A 16979-nucleotide genomic window follows, 5' to 3' on the forward strand; every position below is an offset into this window, starting at 1 on the left:
TTATGTACTGTGTCAGGCCGACACAGGCCGCCCGCTCCCGTCACGTCAGTGCGCGGGCTGGCTGCGGTATCATACGCTTAAGGTTAAGAAATTTCCTGGCGAGATTGTTTCCGGGCGTAAAAAGCGCACTGCCGCCCGAAGGCGGCAGCGGCCGGTCAGAACAGATGCGGTCCATAGCCCCACAGCACCACGGTCAGTGCCAGCAGAACCTCAAACACCAGCACGCCGATAGCCAGCGTGGAGCCGGAAAAACGCAGGCTCTCTTCGCGATCGATATTGAGGAACAGCGGGATGCCAATATAGAGCAGATAGCCGGTGTAAAGCAGCGCCAGCGCGCCCACCAGCACGCAGAGCCAGACCAGCGGATAGAGCGCCACCAGCCCGCTGAGAAACAGCGGTGTCGCGACATAGCCTGCAAACACCGTGCAGCGCGGAATGCCCGGACGCTGCGGATAGTCGCGCGCCATCCAGTGGATCACCCGCCCCATCACGGCGACGCCGCCGAGAATAATCAGATAAAAGAGGATACCCAGCCCGATCCCGGTGGCCAGATTCAGTTGCACATACTGGCCATCACCCAGATTCCAGCCCAGCTGCGTGGTTCCGATAAAGGCGCAGATCACCGGGATCGCCGCCATCAGCAGGACATGGTGGGTGTAGTGGTGTGAAACGCTTTCGTTCTCTTGCTTGATATGACGCATTTCCAGGTTCGGATGCGCCATAAGTCCCCAGACATGGTTCATACAGTCACTCCTCTGATGCAGTGGGCCGCCCGATGAAGCCTGCGTCTTAGGGGCAGCGTCTTCTCAAGTATAATCGGCAGTAAAATTTTCGTGGCGACCGGACAAAAAAACAGCAGAAATAAACGCAGCCGCGGGTGCGGGCGGAAGTGAAACGAAATCGCGTATAGAATTGAACAAACAGCCACTGAACAGGGAGTGTCATTTTGCATCTGGACATCAACGCATTAATTACGCAGTACGGTTATCTGGCGCTTTTGATTGGCTGTATCGCCGAGGGAGAGACATTCACCCTGCTGGGCGGCGTTGCCGCACACGAGGGATTACTGCACTACACGGGCGTCGTGCTGGCGGCGATGGGCGGCGGGATCATCGGCGATCAGCTGCTCTACTGGATTGGCCGTCGCTGGGGCACCCGGATCCTGCGCCGGTTTAAAAAGCATCAGGATAAAGTGGTAAAGGCTAACCGCCTGATAAAACGCCGCCCCAGCCTGTTTGTGATTGGTGTGCGCTTTATGTATGGCTTCCGGCTGATCGGGCCGGTCATCATCGGTGCCAGCCGCCTCAACCCGATGAAGTTTTTTATTCTTAACGTCATCGGCGCGGCAATCTGGGCGCTGATCTTCGTGACGCTGGGCTATTTCGCGGGCGGCATTATCGCGCCGTGGCTGCACAAGCTCGACCAGCACTTCAAGCATCTGCTCTGGCTGGTTGCAGCAGTGGTGTTTGCCTTTGTGCTGCGCTGGGTGATCCGCCGCTGGCACACCCGTCGCGCCGACCAGTAAAGCGACTGCGGCCTACCCGCCGCCTCTCACCGCATCCGGTGCGGGGCCCGGCGCTTCAGGCGTCCGCCCTGCCCTCTCTCCTCGCGTTCTGCCGCCTGTGCGGTTAACCATCTGTGCCCGAACGCAGCCGCATCAGCCGTCTCGGCTATAGTTAAAAGGACACTGACAGGGAGATAAGGATGAGTAAGGTAAAACGTAAGATTGAAGAGCACGGCGTGATCGGCGATTTGCGTACCTGTGCGCTGGTCGCCAATGACGGCACCATTGACTACCTCTGCTGGCCTGAACTGGACAGTCCCTCGGTCTTCGCTGCCCTGCTCGACGGCGATGATGCCGGACTTTTCTCACTGGCGCCCGACTGGCCCGATGCGCGACGTCAGCAACTCTACCTGCCCGATACCAATATTCTGCAGACCCGCTGGCTTGATGAGAAAGGCGTGGCCGAGATCACCGACTACATGCCCATCTGCGACGATAAAAGCAAGCTGCCGCGCCTGATCCGCCGGGTCAAGATGGTGCGCGGCAGTGCGACATTCAACCTGCGCTGTTCTCCCCGCCACGACTATGCCCGCGCAGAGACCCAGGCGGAAGCGCACAACGGCTGTATCGATTTTCACGCCGAAGGTCAGCCGTCGCTGCGGCTGGCGGGCAGCGTGGTCATGACGCTGGAGCAGGACGGCGCATCGGCAGCGTTCACGCTGCAGGCGGGCGAACATGCGCAGTTTGAATTTGGCAGCGTAGACGATGCGCATATCGAAGCGCTGGCTACCGAACACTGCTTTGAAGAGACGCTCAGATACTGGCGACACTGGAGCGGACAGAGTACTTATCAGGGCCGCTGGCGCGAGATGGTGCAGCGTTCGGCGCTGGTGCTGAAACTCCTGACCTCACATCAGCATGGCTCTATTGCAGCCGCGGCGACCTTTGGCCTGCCGGAGGAGCTGGGCGGTGAGCGCAACTGGGACTATCGCGCCTCCTGGATCCGTGACGCCTCCTTCAGCATGTATGCCCTGATGCGTCTGGGCTACGTCGATGAAGCCAAACATTTTACCGAATGGGTGGGCCGCTGCGTCGCTAACAGCCATCATGATGAGATGCGTCTGCAGGTGATGTACCGGCTGGACAGCGGCACGGAGCTGCATGAGATGGAGCTGCTCAATCTCTCTGGCTATGCCGACTCACGGCCGGTGCGCATCGGCAATGATGCCTGGCAGCAGACCCAGCTGGATATCTATGGCGAGCTGATGGATGCGGTCTATCTGGCGAACAAATATGGCGAGGCGATCTCCCAGCGCGGCTGGGAGTATGTCGTCAGCATGATCGACTGGCTGAGCGAAAACTGGGATCAGCCCGATGCCGGGATCTGGGAGATGCGCGGCGAGCCGCAGCATTTCCTTCATTCACGCCTGATGTGCTGGGTGGCGATGGACCGCGCGCTGCGCCTGGGCATGAAGCGATCGCTGCCGATGCCTTATGAGCGCTGGGATCGTGCCCGCCGGGCGATCCGGGAAGATATCTGGGCGAACTTCTGGAACGCCGAACGCGGCCACTTCGTTTCGACCCGGCACGGGGACTACCTCGACGCCTCGATGCTGCTGATGCCGCTGGTGCGCTTCGTCGGCGCCACCGATCCGGACTGGATTGCTACCCTGGATGCGATCAAAACCCAGCTGGTCAGCGACGGCATGGTGCGACGCTACAATATCCATGAGACGCCCGCCGATGGCCTGAATGGCACCGAAGGCTCCTTTGGTGCCTGCTCCTTCTGGTATGTCGAGTGCCTGGCGCGTGCGGGCCGGGTGCAGGAGGCGCATTTCGAATTTGAGAAGCTGCTGAGTTACGCCAATCCGCTGGGCCTTTACGCAGAGGAGTTCGACAGTCACGGTCATGCGCTGGGAAATACCCCGCAGGCGCTGACCCATCTGGCGCTGATCAGTGCCGCCTTTTTCCTGAACCGGAAACTCAGCGGTGAACAGACGCAGTGGCAACCTTAGCCCCCGGCCACGCCGGAAAGCCTCATTTTATGCGTCCGGTTTTTCGGAAATGGGCTAACATCCGCGGTGAATTTACGTAAAGTATTGCAGGCAGGTTAAAATCCCGATTCACAACGTCAGATTAATGAACATATAATGCGCAGCAGGTCACATTGGCCGGCATAGATTCGACACACTGAACAGCCTGAAATATGGCGATAAAGAATTGTAAAATATGAAAATCATTCGCGCTTTCGCTTCAATCGCACTGGCTCTGGCGGCGTTCAGCCAGTCCGCCTTTGCTGTGGTTTACCCGTTACCGCCGGCCAACAGCCGTCTGATCGGGGAAAATATTGAAATTACTGTCCCTGAAGACAGCAAGCTGCCGCTGGAAGCTTTTGCGGCGCAATACCAGATGGGCCTCAGCAACATGCTGGAAGCCAATCCGGGCGTTGACGTTTATCTGCCTAAGGCTGGCAGCAAAATGATCATCCCACAGCAGCTGATCCTGCCTGACGCTCCGCGTGAAGGCATCGTGATTAACAGCGCGGAGATGCGTCTTTATTACTATCCGAAAGGCAGCAAAACCGTGGTGGTTCTGCCGATTGGTATCGGTGAGCTGGGTAAAGATACCCCGATCAACTGGACCACTACCGTAGAACGCAAGAAAGATGGCCCGACCTGGACGCCAACCAAAGGCATGCATGCGGACTACGCGGCACGCGGTGAAACGCTGCCAGCGGTCTTCCCGGCTGGCCCGGATAACCCGATGGGCCTCTACGCCCTCTACATCGGCCGCCTTTATGCGATTCACGGCACCAACGCCAACTTCGGTATCGGCCTGCGCGTCAGCCACGGCTGTGTGCGTCTGCGCGCCGACGACATCAAATGGCTGTTCCAGAACGTGCCGGTCGGTACGCGCGTTCAGTTCGTCGACCAGCCGGTGAAAGCGACGGTAGAGCCAGACGGTTCGCGTTATGTCGAAGTGCACAACCCGCTCTCGACCACCGAAGAGCAGTTTAACTCCCGTGAACTGGTGCCGATTACACTGACCCAGGCCGTGAGCAAAGTGCTGGTTGATGCCAGCGTCAATCAGGATCAGGTCAACGGCGCGATTCAGAGCCGTACCGGTATGCCTGTGAAAGTGAACGGTGTGGAAAACAACATCCAGACCGCGCCGGTTCAGGTCCCGGAAAACTCACAGGCTCAGCCACAGGAAGAGCCAATGACCCCGGTGACGCCGCAGGGCGCGGACAGCGATGCGGCCCAGCCGCAGCAGCCAGCCGACACCGCGGCACCGGCGGCCCCGGTCACCCAGGCCGCACCGGCAACCCCGGCGAACAGCAACTCGTAATCGCCTCTCTGCCTCCGGAAGCCAGCGCCCGTCGCTGGCTTTTTTTTGCCTGAATTAAGGCAATTTCTGCGTATTTTCTCCGCCCGCCCATCATTTTTCTGTCATATAAAGCGCGTATCACACTGCTTTGACCTGGTGCAATCGGCATCCGGCATCAGTGACCTGAGGTACACCATGAGCGAAAACAGTCTCTCCTCCTCATCCACCCGCGGCCGCCCCGACTTCAGCGGCAAAAACAGCCGCTTCAGCAAACCGCTGTTTTTCCTTCTGCTGATCGCCGGACTGGCCTTTGCCGGACTGAACCTGGTCAATGACGTGGAAGAGACCAATATGCCGGTGACCAGCTACCTGCCCTTTTTTCTGCTGGGGCTGGCGCTGCTGATTGCGCTCGGTTTTGAGTTCGTCAACGGTTTTCACGACACCGCTAACGCGGTCGCCACGGTGATCTATACCCATTCGCTGACGCCGGGCGCGGCGGTGATCTGGTCCGGTTTCTGTAACTTTATGGGGGTGCTGCTCTCGAGCGGCGTGGTGGCGTTCGGCATTATCTCGCTGCTGCCGGTTGAGCTGATCCTGCAGGCCAGCAGCGGCAACGGCTTCGCGATGGTCTATGCCTTGCTCTTTTCCGCCATTATCTGGAACCTTGGCACCTGGTATTTCGGCCTGCCCTCCTCCTCCTCCCATACCCTGATTGGCTCGATTATCGGCGTCGGCGTCGCCAATGCGATGCTGCACGGGCGCAGCGGACTGAGCGGCGTAGACTGGGATCAGGCGCTCAAGGTCGGCTACGCCCTGCTACTGTCGCCGGTGGTCGGTTTTGTCTGCGCCGGGCTGCTGCTCTGGGTCATGAAGCTCTTTATCCGCAATCGCCAGCTCTATCAGGCACCGGAGAGCGATCAGCCACCGCCGGTCTGGATCCGCGGGCTGCTGATCCTGACCTGTACCGGAGTATCATTCGCGCACGGCTCCAACGACGGGCAGAAAGGGATGGGGCTGATTATGCTGATCCTGGTCGGCACCATGCCGATCGCCTACGCCCTTAACCGATCGCTGCCCGCCGATCAGATCCCGCGCGTGGCCGCGCTGACGGAGGTAACGGCCCATCAGCTGCTGCTGCTGCAACCGGCTGCCACGCCGTCGCCGGTGGCCCGCGACGTGCTGACCGGTTTTGTCGGCAGTAACCGGATGAATGCCAGCGTGCTACCGGCGCTGGCGGAGACGCTCAGCGAAGTGGGCGATCAGATCCGTCGCTACGGCTCCATGGATAACATTCCGGCGCAGGCGGTGACCAACACCCGCAACCAGATGTATCTCGCCTCGGAGTCGATCAAACATCTGCAGACGGCGAAGGTGGCCCTGCCGCCGGAGACGGCGCGGAACCTCAAAGCGGTCAAAACGGAACTCGACAGCGCCACCCGCTTTATCCCGATGTGGGTAAAAGTGGTGGTGGCGATTGCGCTGGGACTGGGCACGATGGTGGGCTGGCGCCGGATTGTGGTCACGGTGGGCGAACGGATCGGGAAAACCCATCTGAGCTATGCCCAGGGCGCCAGCGCCGAGCTGGTGGCGATGGCCACCATCGGGGCAGCCGATGGCTTAGGCCTGCCGGTCTCCACCACCCATGTGCTGTCATCCGGCGTGGCGGGAACGATGGCGGCGAACCGCTCCGGCCTGCAGTTCTCAACGCTGCGCAATCTGGCCGTCGCCTGGGTCTTAACGCTGCCGGTATCTGTGCTGCTCTCCGCCCTGCTCTACTGGCTCTTTACCCATTTCTGACCCGCCACAGGCTCGCCGATTAGCCGGTGGCGAGCCGCTGCTGCTGCCAGAGCCGCAGCGTGATCAGCAGCGCGCCCAGCACCATCATGGCGGCGGCCAGATAGACCGACTGCATCCCCCAGTGCCCGATCAGCAGGCCCGCCACCGGGCCGGTTAATCCCAGACCCAGATCGAGAAAGGCGGAATAGGTGCCCAGCGCCGAGCCCTGATCCTGCCGTTCGACCCGCTTAACCGCCTCCACGCCCAGCGCAGGAAAGACCAGCGAAAACCCGCTGCCGGTGAGAAACGCGCCTGCGCCCACCAGCCAGGCGCTGTCCGCCTGCCAGATCATCATCAGCCCCAGCGCCTCCAGCAGGAAAGAGCAGAGCGAGACGCGCAGGCCGCCAAAGCGGGTAATAAAGCGACCAAACCCCAGCCGCACCAGCACAAAGCCCAGACTGAAGAGCGTCAGCGCATAGGCGGCGCCCTGCCAGCCACGGCTGGCGAAATAGAGCGTGATAAAGGTCGCGATCACGCCAAAGCCGATCGTGCCAAACCCCAGCGCCAGGCCATAAAGCCAGACGCGGGAGAAGACGCGATGAAACGGAATGCGCTCGCCGACGCTGACCGTGACCGCCGGTTTGCGGCTGGCCATCAGATAGCCACCTATGCCCATCAGCGCAATCAGTCCGGCAAATCCGCTCATGCCCGCGACGCTGTTCAGCAGCACGCCCAGCGGCGCACCCACGGCCATCGCCAGATAGGTTGCCACGCCATTCCAGGAGATGACGCGCGCCGTCTGCAGCGGCCCGACGATATTCATGCCCCACAGCGTGGAGCCGGTGCTGCTGAAGCTCTCACCCACCCCGAGAAACAGCCGGCCGGTGGCCAGCAGCGCCAGACTCAGCCACGGCCAGCCGCTCATCAGCGCGGCCAGGAGGGTCAGCACGCCGCTCATGCCGCAGCAGAGCAGCCCCAGCATCACCACCCGCTTTGGCCCCAGGCGATCGGCCAGGCGTCCCGACTGCGGGCGGCTGAGCAGCGTGGCAAAATACTGAATGCTGATAATCAGTCCGGCGGTAAAGGAGCTGAAGCCCAGGTGATTTTTGACGAAGCCCGGCAGCACCGCCAGCGGCAGTCCGACAGAGAGATAGCAGAAGAAGGTGAAGATAATGACAGAAAGGATGCGTTTGTTGAGCTGGCTGTTGCTCAGCCCGGCGATGTCAGACATAGCAGGTTTGGCGGGTCAGGAAGTTTGGCCCACTATACCGTCAGGCGATCCGCGGGTCGCCTGATTTTTTATCACAAACCGTTAACGCTCGCGTGACGATCGATCGCCTGCGCGATGTCGCCCGAGTTTTTTAACGCCCGGATTTCACTGAACAAACCGTCGGCGTCGCTGTAGGCTTTGCGCAGATAGCCGAGCCATTGCTTGATGCGGGCCACATGGTAGAGGCCGGTGTCGCCCTGCTTCTCCAGGCGGCTGTATTTCTGCAGCAGCCGCACCACGTCAGGCCAGGCCATCGGCGGCTCGTTATATTTGACCACCCGGCTCAGGTTCGGGATGTTCAGGGCGCCACGGCCAATCATCACCGCATCGCAGCCGGTCACCGCCATACAGTTTTGCGCGCTTTGCCAGTCCCATATCTCGCCGTTGGCAATCACCGGAATACGCAGCCGCTGACGAATCTCGCCAATCGCCTGCCAGTTGATCGCCTCTGCGCGATAGCCCTCTTCTTTGGTTCGCCCGTGCACCGTCAGTTCGCTGGCACCGGCCTGCTGAACCGCATCGGCAATCTCCAGGCTGCGAGCGCTGGAGTCCCAGCCGAGCCGCACTTTCACCGTCACCGGCAAATCCGCAGGCACCGCTTCGCGCATCGCTTTCGCGCCGCGATAAATCAGATCGGGATCTTTCAGCAGCGTTGCGCCGCCTCCGCTGCCGTTGACCAGCTTAGAGGGACAGCCGCAGTTGAGATCGACACCCCAGGAGCCCAGCGCCACCGCGCGTGCGGCGTTCTCGGCCAGCCAGTCGGGATGCTGCCCCAGCAGCTGCATACGCACCCGCGTGCCGGAGGGCGTGCGGCTGGCGTGATGCAGTTCGGGGCAGAGGCGATAAAAGGATTTTACCGGCAGCAGCTGGTCGACCACGCGCAGAAACTCTGTGATACAGAGGTCGTAGTCGTTCACTTCTGACAACAGCTGGCGCACCAGTGAATCCAGTACGCCCTCCATCGGAGCCAGTAAAACCCGCATTATCAGACGTTTCCGGTGCGCTTCGGAGCAGGACGACGCGGACGGGACGCGGGCTTATCGCCCTGCGGAGCAGGCTGGCCCTGACGACGCGCCTGAGGGCGGCGTTCGCCGGATGAGCGTGGTGCGCCTGCACCCTGCCCGCCCTGGCCGCGACCCCGGCCACCGCCTGCACCACCGCGTGACTGCTGCTGACGACCGTTGATGATCGGTTCCGCTTTGATGCTCGGATCCGGCTCATAACCGGCAATCGCCAGGCGCGGGATCTCGCGCTTCAGCAGACGCTCGATATCACGCAGCAGTTTGTGCTCATCCACGCAGACCAGCGACAGGGCGGAACCGGTGGCCGCCGCACGGCCGGTACGACCAATACGGTGAACGTAATCTTCGGCGACGTTCGGCAGCTCGTAGTTCACGACGTGCGGCAGCTCTTCGATATCCAGGCCGCGCGCGGCGATATCGGTCGCGACCAGGACACGGATCGCGCCTGACTTAAAGTCGGCCAGCGCACGGGTACGGGCACCCTGGCTCTTGTTGCCGTGGATAGCGGCGGCGGTAATGCCATCTTTGCCCAGCTGCTCGGCAAGGTGGTTCGCGCCATGTTTGGTACGGGTAAAGACCAGCACCTGCTGCCAGTTGCCTTCGCCGATCAGCTGAGACAGCAGTTCCCGCTTACGCTTCTTATCCACGAAGTGCACCTGCTGGGCCACCTGCTCAGAGGCGGTGTTGCGACGAGCAACTTCCACCATCTCCGGGTTAGTCAGCAGTTTTTCCGCCAGGCCTTTGATCTCGTCAGAGAAGGTGGCGGAGAACAGCAGGTTCTGACGTTTGGCCGGCAGGCGCGCCAGCACGCGACGGATGTCGTGGATGAAGCCCATATCGAGCATCCGGTCCGCTTCATCCAGCACCAGCACTTCGACCTGCGACAGGTCAACCGCATTCTGGTGCGCCAGATCCAGCAGACGGCCAGGGGTCGCGACCAGTACATCAACGCCGCCGCGCAGTTTTACCATCTGCGGGTTGATGCTGACGCCACCAAACACCACCATCGAGCGCAGGGTCAGGTATTTGCTGTAGTCGCTGACGTTTTCGCCAACCTGCGCGGCCAGTTCACGAGTCGGGGTCAGGATCAGGGCGCGCACCGGGCGACGGCCACGCACGGGTTTCGCACTGTCAGAGAGTTTCTGTAATAACGGTAAGGTAAAACCGGCTGTTTTGCCGGTGCCGGTCTGGGCACTCGCCAGCAGATCGCGGCCGGCCAGCACCACAGGAATCGCCTGGCGCTGGATAGGTGTAGGTTCGCTGTAGCCTTGTTCGGCAACCGCGCGCAAAATATCGGCACTCAGGCCGAGAGAGTCAAAAGACATTACGTGATTTACTCCGGTCCGCTCTGACCGTGATTCACGGTGTAGTTTTCAGAGGGATAATGACGGCAGCTGGGGCTGACGCGTGAAAAGGGCACAAACTACGATGCGTAAGCGGCCGAGTGTAGCAGCTTTAAATGAAGTGTGCGAGATAGCTCACATTTACTGACAACTTAAGGCGCTGAAAACAGGAAGGCCACCTCGCGGTGGCCTTCAGCTTAGCTACGTTTGTTTTCGATTCGCCGCGCCGGCTCTTTCGCCAGCAGCGAGACCAGCGCCGGGCCCAGCAACATCACTACGCCGAGAGACGCCAGCAGCAGGTTGTTGTGGTAGATCCGCGACACCAGAAACAGTGTCATCATGGCGGCGCCAAAGTAGTAAGTGGTGGTCGCTTCTTCAAAATAATCACCCAGCGTCCGTAAACGTGCGATGCGCTGTGTTACCAGCATGGCAACAAACACCACTGCATACATCGCCACCAGCACACTGCAGACATCCACCAGCGCTTTATGCTTCCAGCCCCAGATGAGTGCCGCGATGACCAGCAGATGCATCACGATATGCATCAGCGTCTGACCCGTAATGATTTGAATACGATTAGACCATTTCATTCATTTCTCCTGGCAGACCCAACAGGTCGCCCAAGTGCTACCGGCACAAGCCGGAAACGGTTTCCTCAATGTAAAACAATTTTCGGATAACGCCCTAAATATCGCGCGCCTTCCCCCTCCATTTGTGACAAAGACTACACTTTGATTCTGTTGATGATGAAAAGGAGCGCGTCGCGAGTATGCCACAAAACCAGCAAGGATTTTCAATAAAAGTCCTGACGATCAATACACACAAGGGTTTCGCCCCTTTTAATCGCCGCTTCATCCTGCCGGAATTACGCGAAGCCGTTCGCGCCACGGCGGCGGATGTGGTCTTTCTGCAGGAGGTGATGGGCACCCACGCTATTCATTCGCTTAACCATGAAGCGTGGCCCGCCTCCTCCCATTACGAGTTTCTGGCTGACACCATGTGGAACGACTATGCCTACGGGCGCAATGCTGTCTATCCCGAGGGCCATCACGGCAATGCGGTGCTGTCGCGCTTCCCGATTACTGAGTATGAGAACCGCGATATTTCGGTCGCGGGCAGCGAGAATCGCGGCATGCTGCACTGTCAGATCGCCCTGCCCGAGCCGCACGGCACGCTGCACGTTATCTGCGTGCATCTGGGTCTGAAGGAGGCCCATCGTCACGCGCAGATGAAAAAAATCTGTGAAATGGTGACCTCTCTGCCGCCCGATGCTCCGGTCGTTGTGGCGGGCGATTTCAACGACTGGCAGCGACGCGCCAACGCCATTTTAAAACAGGGCGCAGGCCTGAAAGAGGTATTCAGCATGAAGACCGGACGCCCGGCGCGCACCTTCCCGGCACGCTTCCCTATCCTGCGGCTCGACCGCATCTATGTCCGCAACGCCACCGTCAGTCATCCGTGGGCGCTGCCGCGTAAACCCTGGTCACACCTTTCCGATCACGCGCCGCTGGCGGTGGAGATTCACCTATGAATTTTAACTGGCAGGACGGCAACCGGCTGCTGTTGCTGGAGAATGGCGAAGCGTTTTTCCCACGGGTCTTTGGCGCGATCCAGCGGGCGGAGCGTACGGTGCTCATCGAAACCTTTATCCTGTTCGAGGATGAGGTGGGCAACGCCCTGCACCGTGAACTGCTGGCGGCGGCCCAGCGGGGTGTCCGGGTCGAGGTAATGGTCGACGGTTACGGCTCCGCCGAGCTCTCCGATCAGTTCGTGAACAGCCTGACCAGCGCGGGCGTGCGCTTTATCTATTACGATCCACGTCCGCTGGTGATGGGGATGCGCACCAACGTGTTTCGCCGTCTGCACCGCAAAACCGTGGTGGTGGATGACGTGGTGGCCTTTGTCGGCGGCATCAACTTCTCCGCCGAGCACAATACCGATTATGGCCCGGAGGCGAAGCAGGATTACGCGGTGCAGGTCAAAGGACCGGTGGTGGGCGATATCGCCCGCTATCTGCAGCAGGCGATCGGCAGCGAACAGCCTACCCGCCGCTGGTGGGGTGGGCGCTCTCATCGTCCGGCGGTGAACACCACACCGGGCGATGCGCAGGTGCTCTACATCTATCGCGACAACGACGAGCATCGCGATGACATCGAAAAGCATTACATGGAGATGCTGCGCAAGGCGAAACGGGAGGTGATTATCGCTAACGCCTACTTTTTCCCCGGCTACCGGCTGCTGCGTGAGATGCGCAATGCCGCGCAGCGCGGCGTCCGCGTGAAGCTGATCGTTCAGGGCGAGCCGGATATGCCGATTGTGAAGGTGGGCGCAGAACTGCTCTACAACTATCTGGTGGATGGCGGCGTGGAGGTCTATGAATATATCCGTCGCCCGCTGCACGGCAAAGTGGCGGTCTGCGACGATCACTGGGCCACCGTTGGCTCCAGCAACCTCGATCCGCTCAGCCTGTCGCTGAACCTGGAGGCTAACCTGATCATCCACGATCGCCCCTTTAACCAGACGCTGCGTGACAATCTGGATGCGCTGATAACCCACGACTGTCAGCGTGTGCAGGAAGATCGCCTGCCGCCACGTAACTGGTGGCAACTGAGTAAAAGCGTGGTGGTGTTCCACTTTCTGCGTCATTTCCCGGCCATCGCGGGCTGGCTGCCCGCGCATACCCCGCGTCTGGCGCAGGTCGCCGCGCCGGTTCAGCCTGAAATTGAAACTCAGGATCGCATTGAAGCTGACAACCCTGGAGCGAAATCCTGATGGCAAAAAAACATCCACGCTGGCAACTCGCCAAAAAAATCCTCACCGTGCTGTTCTTCATCGCGGTCGTGGTGCTGCTGGTGGTCTACGCCCGCAAAGTAAACTGGGAAGATGTTTATGACGTCATCGTCAACTACAACCGCTTTGTGGTGCTGACAGCCGCCGGCCTGGTGGTGCTGAGTTACCTGGTTTATGGCTGCTATGACCTGATTGGCCGCGCCTACTGCGGCCACAAGCTGGCAAAGCGGCAGGTGATGCTGGTGTCGTTTATCTGTTACGCCTTTAACCTGACGCTGAGCACCTGGGTGGGCGGCGTCGCCATGCGCTACCGGCTCTATTCCCGGCTGGGGCTCGACAGCGGCACCATCACCCGCATCTTCTCCCTGAGTATCGCCACCAACTGGCTGGGCTATATCCTGCTGGCGGGCGTGGTGTTCAGTGCGGGTATGGTGTCGATCCCCGGCGGCTGGTTTATCGGCGAGACCACGCTGCGGCTGACTGGCGTCGTCCTGCTGGTGCTGGTGGCGGTCTATCTCTGGGCCTGCGCCTTCTCGAAACAGCGCCGCTGGACGGTCAAAGGCCAGACGCTGCAGCTGCCCTCACTGCGTATGGCGCTGCTGCAGTTCGCCGTCTCCTGCGCCAACTGGATGGTGATGGGTGCGATTATCTGGCTGCTGCTGGGGCGTGACGTCGGTTATCCGATGGTGCTGGGCGTGCTGCTGATCAGCAGTATCGCGGGCGTGATCATTCATATCCCGGCCGGTATCGGCGTTCTGGAAGCGGTCTTCCTTGCCCTGCTCAGCGGTCAGCACGCCTCGCACGGCACCATTATTGCGGCGCTGCTGGCCTATCGCGTGCTCTACTTTATTCTGCCGCTGCTGCTGGCGCTGGTGCTCTATCTGGGGCTGGAGAGTCGGGCAAAGCATCTGCGTCAGAAGAACGAACAGAAGCTGCAGAAGTCGTAATAAAAAAGGGAGGCGCAGCCGCTGCGCCTCCCTCCGTGTATTCTCAGCTTAGCGGCGGTTGCCGAAGATCCGCAGCAGCATCAGGAACAGGTTGATGAAGTCGAGGTAGAGCGTCAGCGCGCCCATAATCGAGTAGCGGCGCAGGTTTTCCGTGTCGCGGGCATCGATCTGCTCACCGATGTTTTTCAGCTTCTGCGTGTCATAGGCGGTCAGGCCCACAAACACCACCACCCCGATATAGGTAATCGCCCACATCAGCGCCGGGCTTTTCAGCCAGAAGTTCACCAGCGACGCCAGCAGGATACCAATCAGCGCCATAAACAGCAGGCTGCCCAGACGGGTCAGGTCGCGTTTAGTGGTGTAACCGTAGAAGGTCATCGCACCAAACATCCCCGCCGTGACGAAGAAGGTGCTGGCGATAGAGGAGTAGGTGTAAACCAGGAAGATGCTCGCCATCGTCAGGCCGGTCAGCGCTGAATAGAGCATAAACAGCCCGGTTGCCACCGCCCCGCTCAGACGATGAACCATACCGGAAAGAACAAAGACCAGCGCCAGCTGCGCGATTATCAGCCCGAAGAAGGTGATGCGGTTAGCAAACACCAGCTCCATCACTGCTGGCGTACGGGCCGCAAACCAGGAGACAAACGCCGTCAGTAACAGGCCGCATGTCATCCAGCCATAGACCTGAGCCATATAGGCCTGCAGCCCGCGCGAGGCGGGTTGAACGATAGAATCATTTCGTGGATATCGGTCCATGATGCACCTCTTGTTAAAATGGGAACGCGCTTCCCGCAGGAAGCCGGTTTAATGCGGGGCCGCCAGGGTCAGCCTCCACGGTCTGTACGACCGGAAGCGGCTGAGCGCGGAACAGAACGGCGGCCATCTGCCGCGCCTGCCGGCACCGTCTCTAAGTGTGGCACAGCTCAGCTCAACTGCGCCACAACCTGCCGCTTAGCGCCGCGACAGACACTGCTGATAACGACTGTCGACGCGCTGCGCAAACCACGCCGTGGTGAGGTTACGGGTGATTTTCGGGCTTTCGAGCTTAATGCCCGGCAGCATTTCGCGCGGTAACCGGCGGCCGGCCATCTTATCCGCCAGGGTAAAGACCTGTTTCCAGAGCGTACTGTCGCTGAAACTTTCCTTATCCCCCTTTTCCAGATCGCGACGAATCGCGCTGTTGCTCATATCAATCTGCTTCGACAGCGTCCGCACCGCCAGCTCCGTGCTGCCTGCCGCATCCGATCCATAGAGGATCAGATCGCCATCCAGCGCCAGCTTCATCCCGGTCGCGCGCGCCACCGCCGCCTGGAACGCCGCGTTGCGGCTCGCATACCAGCCCGCATTGAAATCGGCGAAGCGATAGAGCGGCTGGGTATAGTCCGCCGGGTAACCGAGCAGATGCATCGTACCGAAGTAGATCCCGCCGTGACGGGTAAAGACTTCGCGCCGGATGGTGCCATCGACGGGCCACGGATAGCCTTTGGCATGCGCTTCGGCAAAGGCAATGCTGACCTGCATCGGTCCGCCGGTGTGAATCGGGTTGAGATGACCAAACAGCGTCTGGCCCATCGGCACCATATCGATCAGGTCGTCAAAAATCGCGCTCAGCTCTTTTTCACTGCGCACTTTATCCAGCCGGGCGGCGTAGCTCTCGCCGGTCGGCGATTTAATCTGCAGCGCGGTGCGCACCAGGAAGGCGGGGACGTGTACTTTTGCCGCCCGGCGGTCGATCTCACCCCAGGCGATCTTTGACAGGCCCGGCACGGCGGCTTCGGCGCTGAAGTTGCTCTCCTGATCCGCGACGGCGATCACCGCACAGAGATTGCTGACGCTGGGATCGATCTGCTGCGTGCGGAAGGTGGTGTAGATGTCGTCGCGCCACGCCGCTTTATTGCTGACGTGCGGTGGCAGCAGCCGCTGGATCTGCGCTTTGACATCGTCGGGCTGCCGGACCGGGGCCTCAGGCGTTTTTTTGCTACTACAGCCTGCCAGCACCAGTGCGGCGACCAGCGTCAGACGTTGCAGAATCGGAGTAAATGACATACCTGTCCTCAGAATTGACGAAAGCCCTACTCTATCATCGCCCGCGCTGCGCAGGCAGGAGAGAACTGAACTAAGGTTAGCTTTTTTAACGGTAAAGGAACTGACGATGTTTAAACTCTGGCCAGCGGCGGCGTTCAGCCTGTTATTAACCGGCTGTGGCGCCAATAATACGCCCGCGCAGGTGCACTCACCGGGTGCACCCACCTCCTCCTCGCTGAAGGTGCTGGAGAGCGGCGCCAGCGTGCTGCAGTCGCGCCCGCCGATTGCCGCCATTAACACCTACCTCGACGGTTTCCATTTTTACAACGGCGATAAAAACGGTCAGATGGAGGCGCACCACTATGTCACCGTGCTGAACGATGACGTGATGCAGGCGGTGATTTACGACGGCAACACACGCGACGCGCGGCTGATGGGGGTCGAATACATCATCAGCGAGCGGCTGTTTAACACGCTGCCGCCCGACGAGAAGAAGCTGTGGCACAGCCACCAGTATGAGGTGAAGTCAGGCACGCTGATTGCGCCCGGCCTGCCGCAGGCCGCCGACCACGCCCTGATGACGCGCATCGTCAACACCTACGGCAAAACCTGGCACACCTGGCACACCGATCGCGACAAAACGCTGCCGATCGGCATTCCGGCGCTGATGATGGGCTTTACCGCGGATGGGCAGATGGATTCGCGACTGCTGGCCGATCGCGATCGCCGGTTTGATGTTGATACCAACGCGATCCGGGCCGGACGGGCGGATATCGTCGCGCATCCGGCGGCGGCGGGCGCCAACGCGTGGCAGCAGGGTCAGGTGATTCAGCTGAAGCGAACGGCGGGTGGCGGTGAGCACAGCCACGGTAAAACGGAATTTGGTCCGGCGGAGCAGCTGAAACAGCCATAAAGAAGGCCTGACAGGCTGGCGGGATCGCGCAGCGGGCAGCTCGCGCGTCCCGCTGAACCGGC

Annotated in this window: 15 protein-coding genes; 8 read left to right on the forward strand and 7 right to left on the reverse strand. The window is 60.4% G+C overall.

Annotated elements, in window-relative coordinates; all coding sequences use genetic code 11:
* Window positions 1-155: 155 nt before the first annotated feature.
* Window positions 156-743: a Yip1 family protein gene (locus tag J1C59_RS13010; RefSeq protein ID WP_128085917.1), complete on the reverse strand. Its 588-nt coding sequence runs from the start codon at window positions 741-743 to the stop codon at window positions 156-158.
* 203 nt (window positions 744-946) lie between these two features.
* Between J1C59_RS13010 and J1C59_RS13015 the strand changes: the two genes are divergently transcribed.
* The 4 genes from J1C59_RS13015 (at window position 947) to J1C59_RS13030 (ending at window position 6628) form a co-directional block, all read left to right on the forward strand.
* Window positions 947-1525 (forward strand): DedA family protein, encoded by a 579-nt coding sequence (locus J1C59_RS13015; protein WP_128085916.1) that lies wholly within the window; start codon window positions 947-949, stop codon window positions 1523-1525.
* 179 nt (window positions 1526-1704) lie between these two features.
* Entirely contained in the window at window positions 1705-3519 is a 1815-nt protein-coding gene (locus tag J1C59_RS13020) for a glycoside hydrolase family 15 protein (protein WP_128086914.1), read from the forward strand.
* A 214-nt stretch (window positions 3520-3733) separates the two neighbouring features.
* Window positions 3734-4852 carry a L,D-transpeptidase family protein gene (locus tag J1C59_RS13025; RefSeq protein WP_140917153.1) on the forward strand — a complete coding sequence of 373 codons (1119 nt, stop codon included), beginning with the start codon at window positions 3734-3736 and terminating at the stop codon, window positions 4850-4852.
* A 174-nt stretch (window positions 4853-5026) separates the two neighbouring features.
* On the forward strand, window positions 5027-6628 hold the full coding sequence (locus tag J1C59_RS13030; protein ID WP_128086931.1) for an inorganic phosphate transporter: 1602 nt from the start codon (window positions 5027-5029) through the stop codon (window positions 6626-6628).
* 19 nt (window positions 6629-6647) lie between these two features.
* On the opposite strand, the gene J1C59_RS13035 is transcribed toward J1C59_RS13030, so the two are convergent.
* The 4 genes from J1C59_RS13035 to J1C59_RS13050 form a co-directional block, all read right to left on the reverse strand.
* Window positions 6648-7838, reverse strand: a complete 1191-nt coding sequence (locus J1C59_RS13035) for an MFS transporter (RefSeq protein ID WP_140917152.1) — start codon at window positions 7836-7838, stop codon at window positions 6648-6650.
* Window positions 7839-7909: 71 nt separating this feature from the next.
* Window positions 7910-8860, reverse strand: coding sequence for a tRNA dihydrouridine(16) synthase DusC (gene dusC, locus J1C59_RS13040; protein ID WP_140917151.1), 951 nt, complete (start codon window positions 8858-8860; stop codon window positions 7910-7912).
* 2 nt (window positions 8861-8862) lie between these two features.
* Window positions 8863-10224 carry an ATP-dependent RNA helicase RhlE gene (rhlE, locus tag J1C59_RS13045; RefSeq protein ID WP_140917150.1) on the reverse strand — a complete coding sequence of 454 codons (1362 nt, stop codon included), beginning with the start codon at window positions 10222-10224 and terminating at the stop codon, window positions 8863-8865.
* Window positions 10225-10439: 215 nt separating this feature from the next.
* Entirely contained in the window at window positions 10440-10832 is a 393-nt protein-coding gene (locus J1C59_RS13050; protein WP_140917149.1) for a YbhQ family protein, read from the reverse strand.
* A gap of 179 nt (window positions 10833-11011) precedes the next feature.
* On the opposite strand from J1C59_RS13050, the gene J1C59_RS13055 reads away from it, so the two are divergent.
* Genes J1C59_RS13055 through J1C59_RS13065 form a run of 3 tightly spaced genes read left to right on the forward strand, consistent with a single transcriptional unit; the run spans window position 11012 to window position 13979 of the window.
* The gene (locus tag J1C59_RS13055) at window positions 11012-11773 is read left to right on the forward strand and encodes an endonuclease/exonuclease/phosphatase family protein (protein ID WP_111139834.1); all 762 of its coding nucleotides are present in this window, start codon (window positions 11012-11014) and stop codon (window positions 11771-11773) included.
* Window positions 11770-13014 (forward strand): cardiolipin synthase ClsB, encoded by a 1245-nt coding sequence (gene clsB / locus J1C59_RS13060; protein WP_128086105.1) that lies wholly within the window; start codon window positions 11770-11772, stop codon window positions 13012-13014. The genes J1C59_RS13055 and clsB overlap by 4 nt, the downstream gene beginning before the upstream one ends.
* Window positions 13014-13979 (forward strand): lysylphosphatidylglycerol synthase domain-containing protein, encoded by a 966-nt coding sequence (locus J1C59_RS13065; protein ID WP_128086106.1) that lies wholly within the window; start codon window positions 13014-13016, stop codon window positions 13977-13979. The genes clsB and J1C59_RS13065 overlap by 1 nt, the downstream gene beginning before the upstream one ends.
* A 48-nt stretch (window positions 13980-14027) precedes the next feature.
* Here J1C59_RS13065 and J1C59_RS13070 read toward each other — a convergent pair whose 3' ends face one another.
* Together J1C59_RS13070 and J1C59_RS13075 are read right to left on the reverse strand one after the other, a co-directional pair.
* Entirely contained in the window at window positions 14028-14735 is a 708-nt protein-coding gene (locus J1C59_RS13070) for a Bax inhibitor-1/YccA family protein (RefSeq protein ID WP_111139831.1), read from the reverse strand.
* A gap of 195 nt (window positions 14736-14930) precedes the next feature.
* Window positions 14931-16025 (reverse strand): DUF1615 domain-containing protein, encoded by a 1095-nt coding sequence (locus J1C59_RS13075; RefSeq protein WP_140917148.1) that lies wholly within the window; start codon window positions 16023-16025, stop codon window positions 14931-14933.
* Between the two features lie 106 nt (window positions 16026-16131).
* Between J1C59_RS13075 and J1C59_RS13080 the strand changes: the two genes are divergently transcribed.
* Window positions 16132-16917, forward strand: a complete 786-nt coding sequence (locus J1C59_RS13080) for an OBAP family protein (protein WP_128086108.1) — start codon at window positions 16132-16134, stop codon at window positions 16915-16917.
* Window positions 16918-16979: the final 62 nt, after the last annotated feature.

This window comes from Pantoea deleyi (genome assembly GCF_022647325.1).
Taxonomy (GTDB): Bacteria; Pseudomonadota; Gammaproteobacteria; order Enterobacterales; family Enterobacteriaceae; genus Pantoea; species Pantoea deleyi.

What these genes read in the sequence shown, in the direction of transcription:
- J1C59_RS13050 (WP_140917149.1), bottom strand. Translation starts at nt 10,832, where the DNA reads ATGAAATGGTCTAATCGTATTCAAATCATTACGGGTCAGACGCTGATG.
- J1C59_RS13025 (WP_140917153.1), top strand. Translation starts at nt 3,734, where the DNA reads ATGAAAATCATTCGCGCTTTCGCTTCAATCGCACTGGCTCTGGCGGCG.
- rhlE (WP_140917150.1), bottom strand. Translation starts at nt 10,224, where the DNA reads ATGTCTTTTGACTCTCTCGGCCTGAGTGCCGATATTTTGCGCGCGGTT.
- J1C59_RS13035 (WP_140917152.1), bottom strand. Translation starts at nt 7,838, where the DNA reads ATGTCTGACATCGCCGGGCTGAGCAACAGCCAGCTCAACAAACGCATC.
- J1C59_RS13030 (WP_128086931.1), top strand. Translation starts at nt 5,027, where the DNA reads ATGAGCGAAAACAGTCTCTCCTCCTCATCCACCCGCGGCCGCCCCGAC.
- J1C59_RS13080 (WP_128086108.1), top strand. Translation starts at nt 16,132, where the DNA reads ATGTTTAAACTCTGGCCAGCGGCGGCGTTCAGCCTGTTATTAACCGGC.
- dusC (WP_140917151.1), bottom strand. Translation starts at nt 8,860, where the DNA reads ATGCGGGTTTTACTGGCTCCGATGGAGGGCGTACTGGATTCACTGGTG.
- J1C59_RS13055 (WP_111139834.1), top strand. Translation starts at nt 11,012, where the DNA reads ATGCCACAAAACCAGCAAGGATTTTCAATAAAAGTCCTGACGATCAAT.
- clsB (WP_128086105.1), top strand. Translation starts at nt 11,770, where the DNA reads ATGAATTTTAACTGGCAGGACGGCAACCGGCTGCTGTTGCTGGAGAAT.
- J1C59_RS13020 (WP_128086914.1), top strand. Translation starts at nt 1,705, where the DNA reads ATGAGTAAGGTAAAACGTAAGATTGAAGAGCACGGCGTGATCGGCGAT.
- J1C59_RS13010 (WP_128085917.1), bottom strand. Translation starts at nt 743, where the DNA reads ATGAACCATGTCTGGGGACTTATGGCGCATCCGAACCTGGAAATGCGT.
- J1C59_RS13075 (WP_140917148.1), bottom strand. Translation starts at nt 16,025, where the DNA reads ATGTCATTTACTCCGATTCTGCAACGTCTGACGCTGGTCGCCGCACTG.
- J1C59_RS13070 (WP_111139831.1), bottom strand. Translation starts at nt 14,735, where the DNA reads ATGGACCGATATCCACGAAATGATTCTATCGTTCAACCCGCCTCGCGC.
- J1C59_RS13065 (WP_128086106.1), top strand. Translation starts at nt 13,014, where the DNA reads ATGGCAAAAAAACATCCACGCTGGCAACTCGCCAAAAAAATCCTCACC.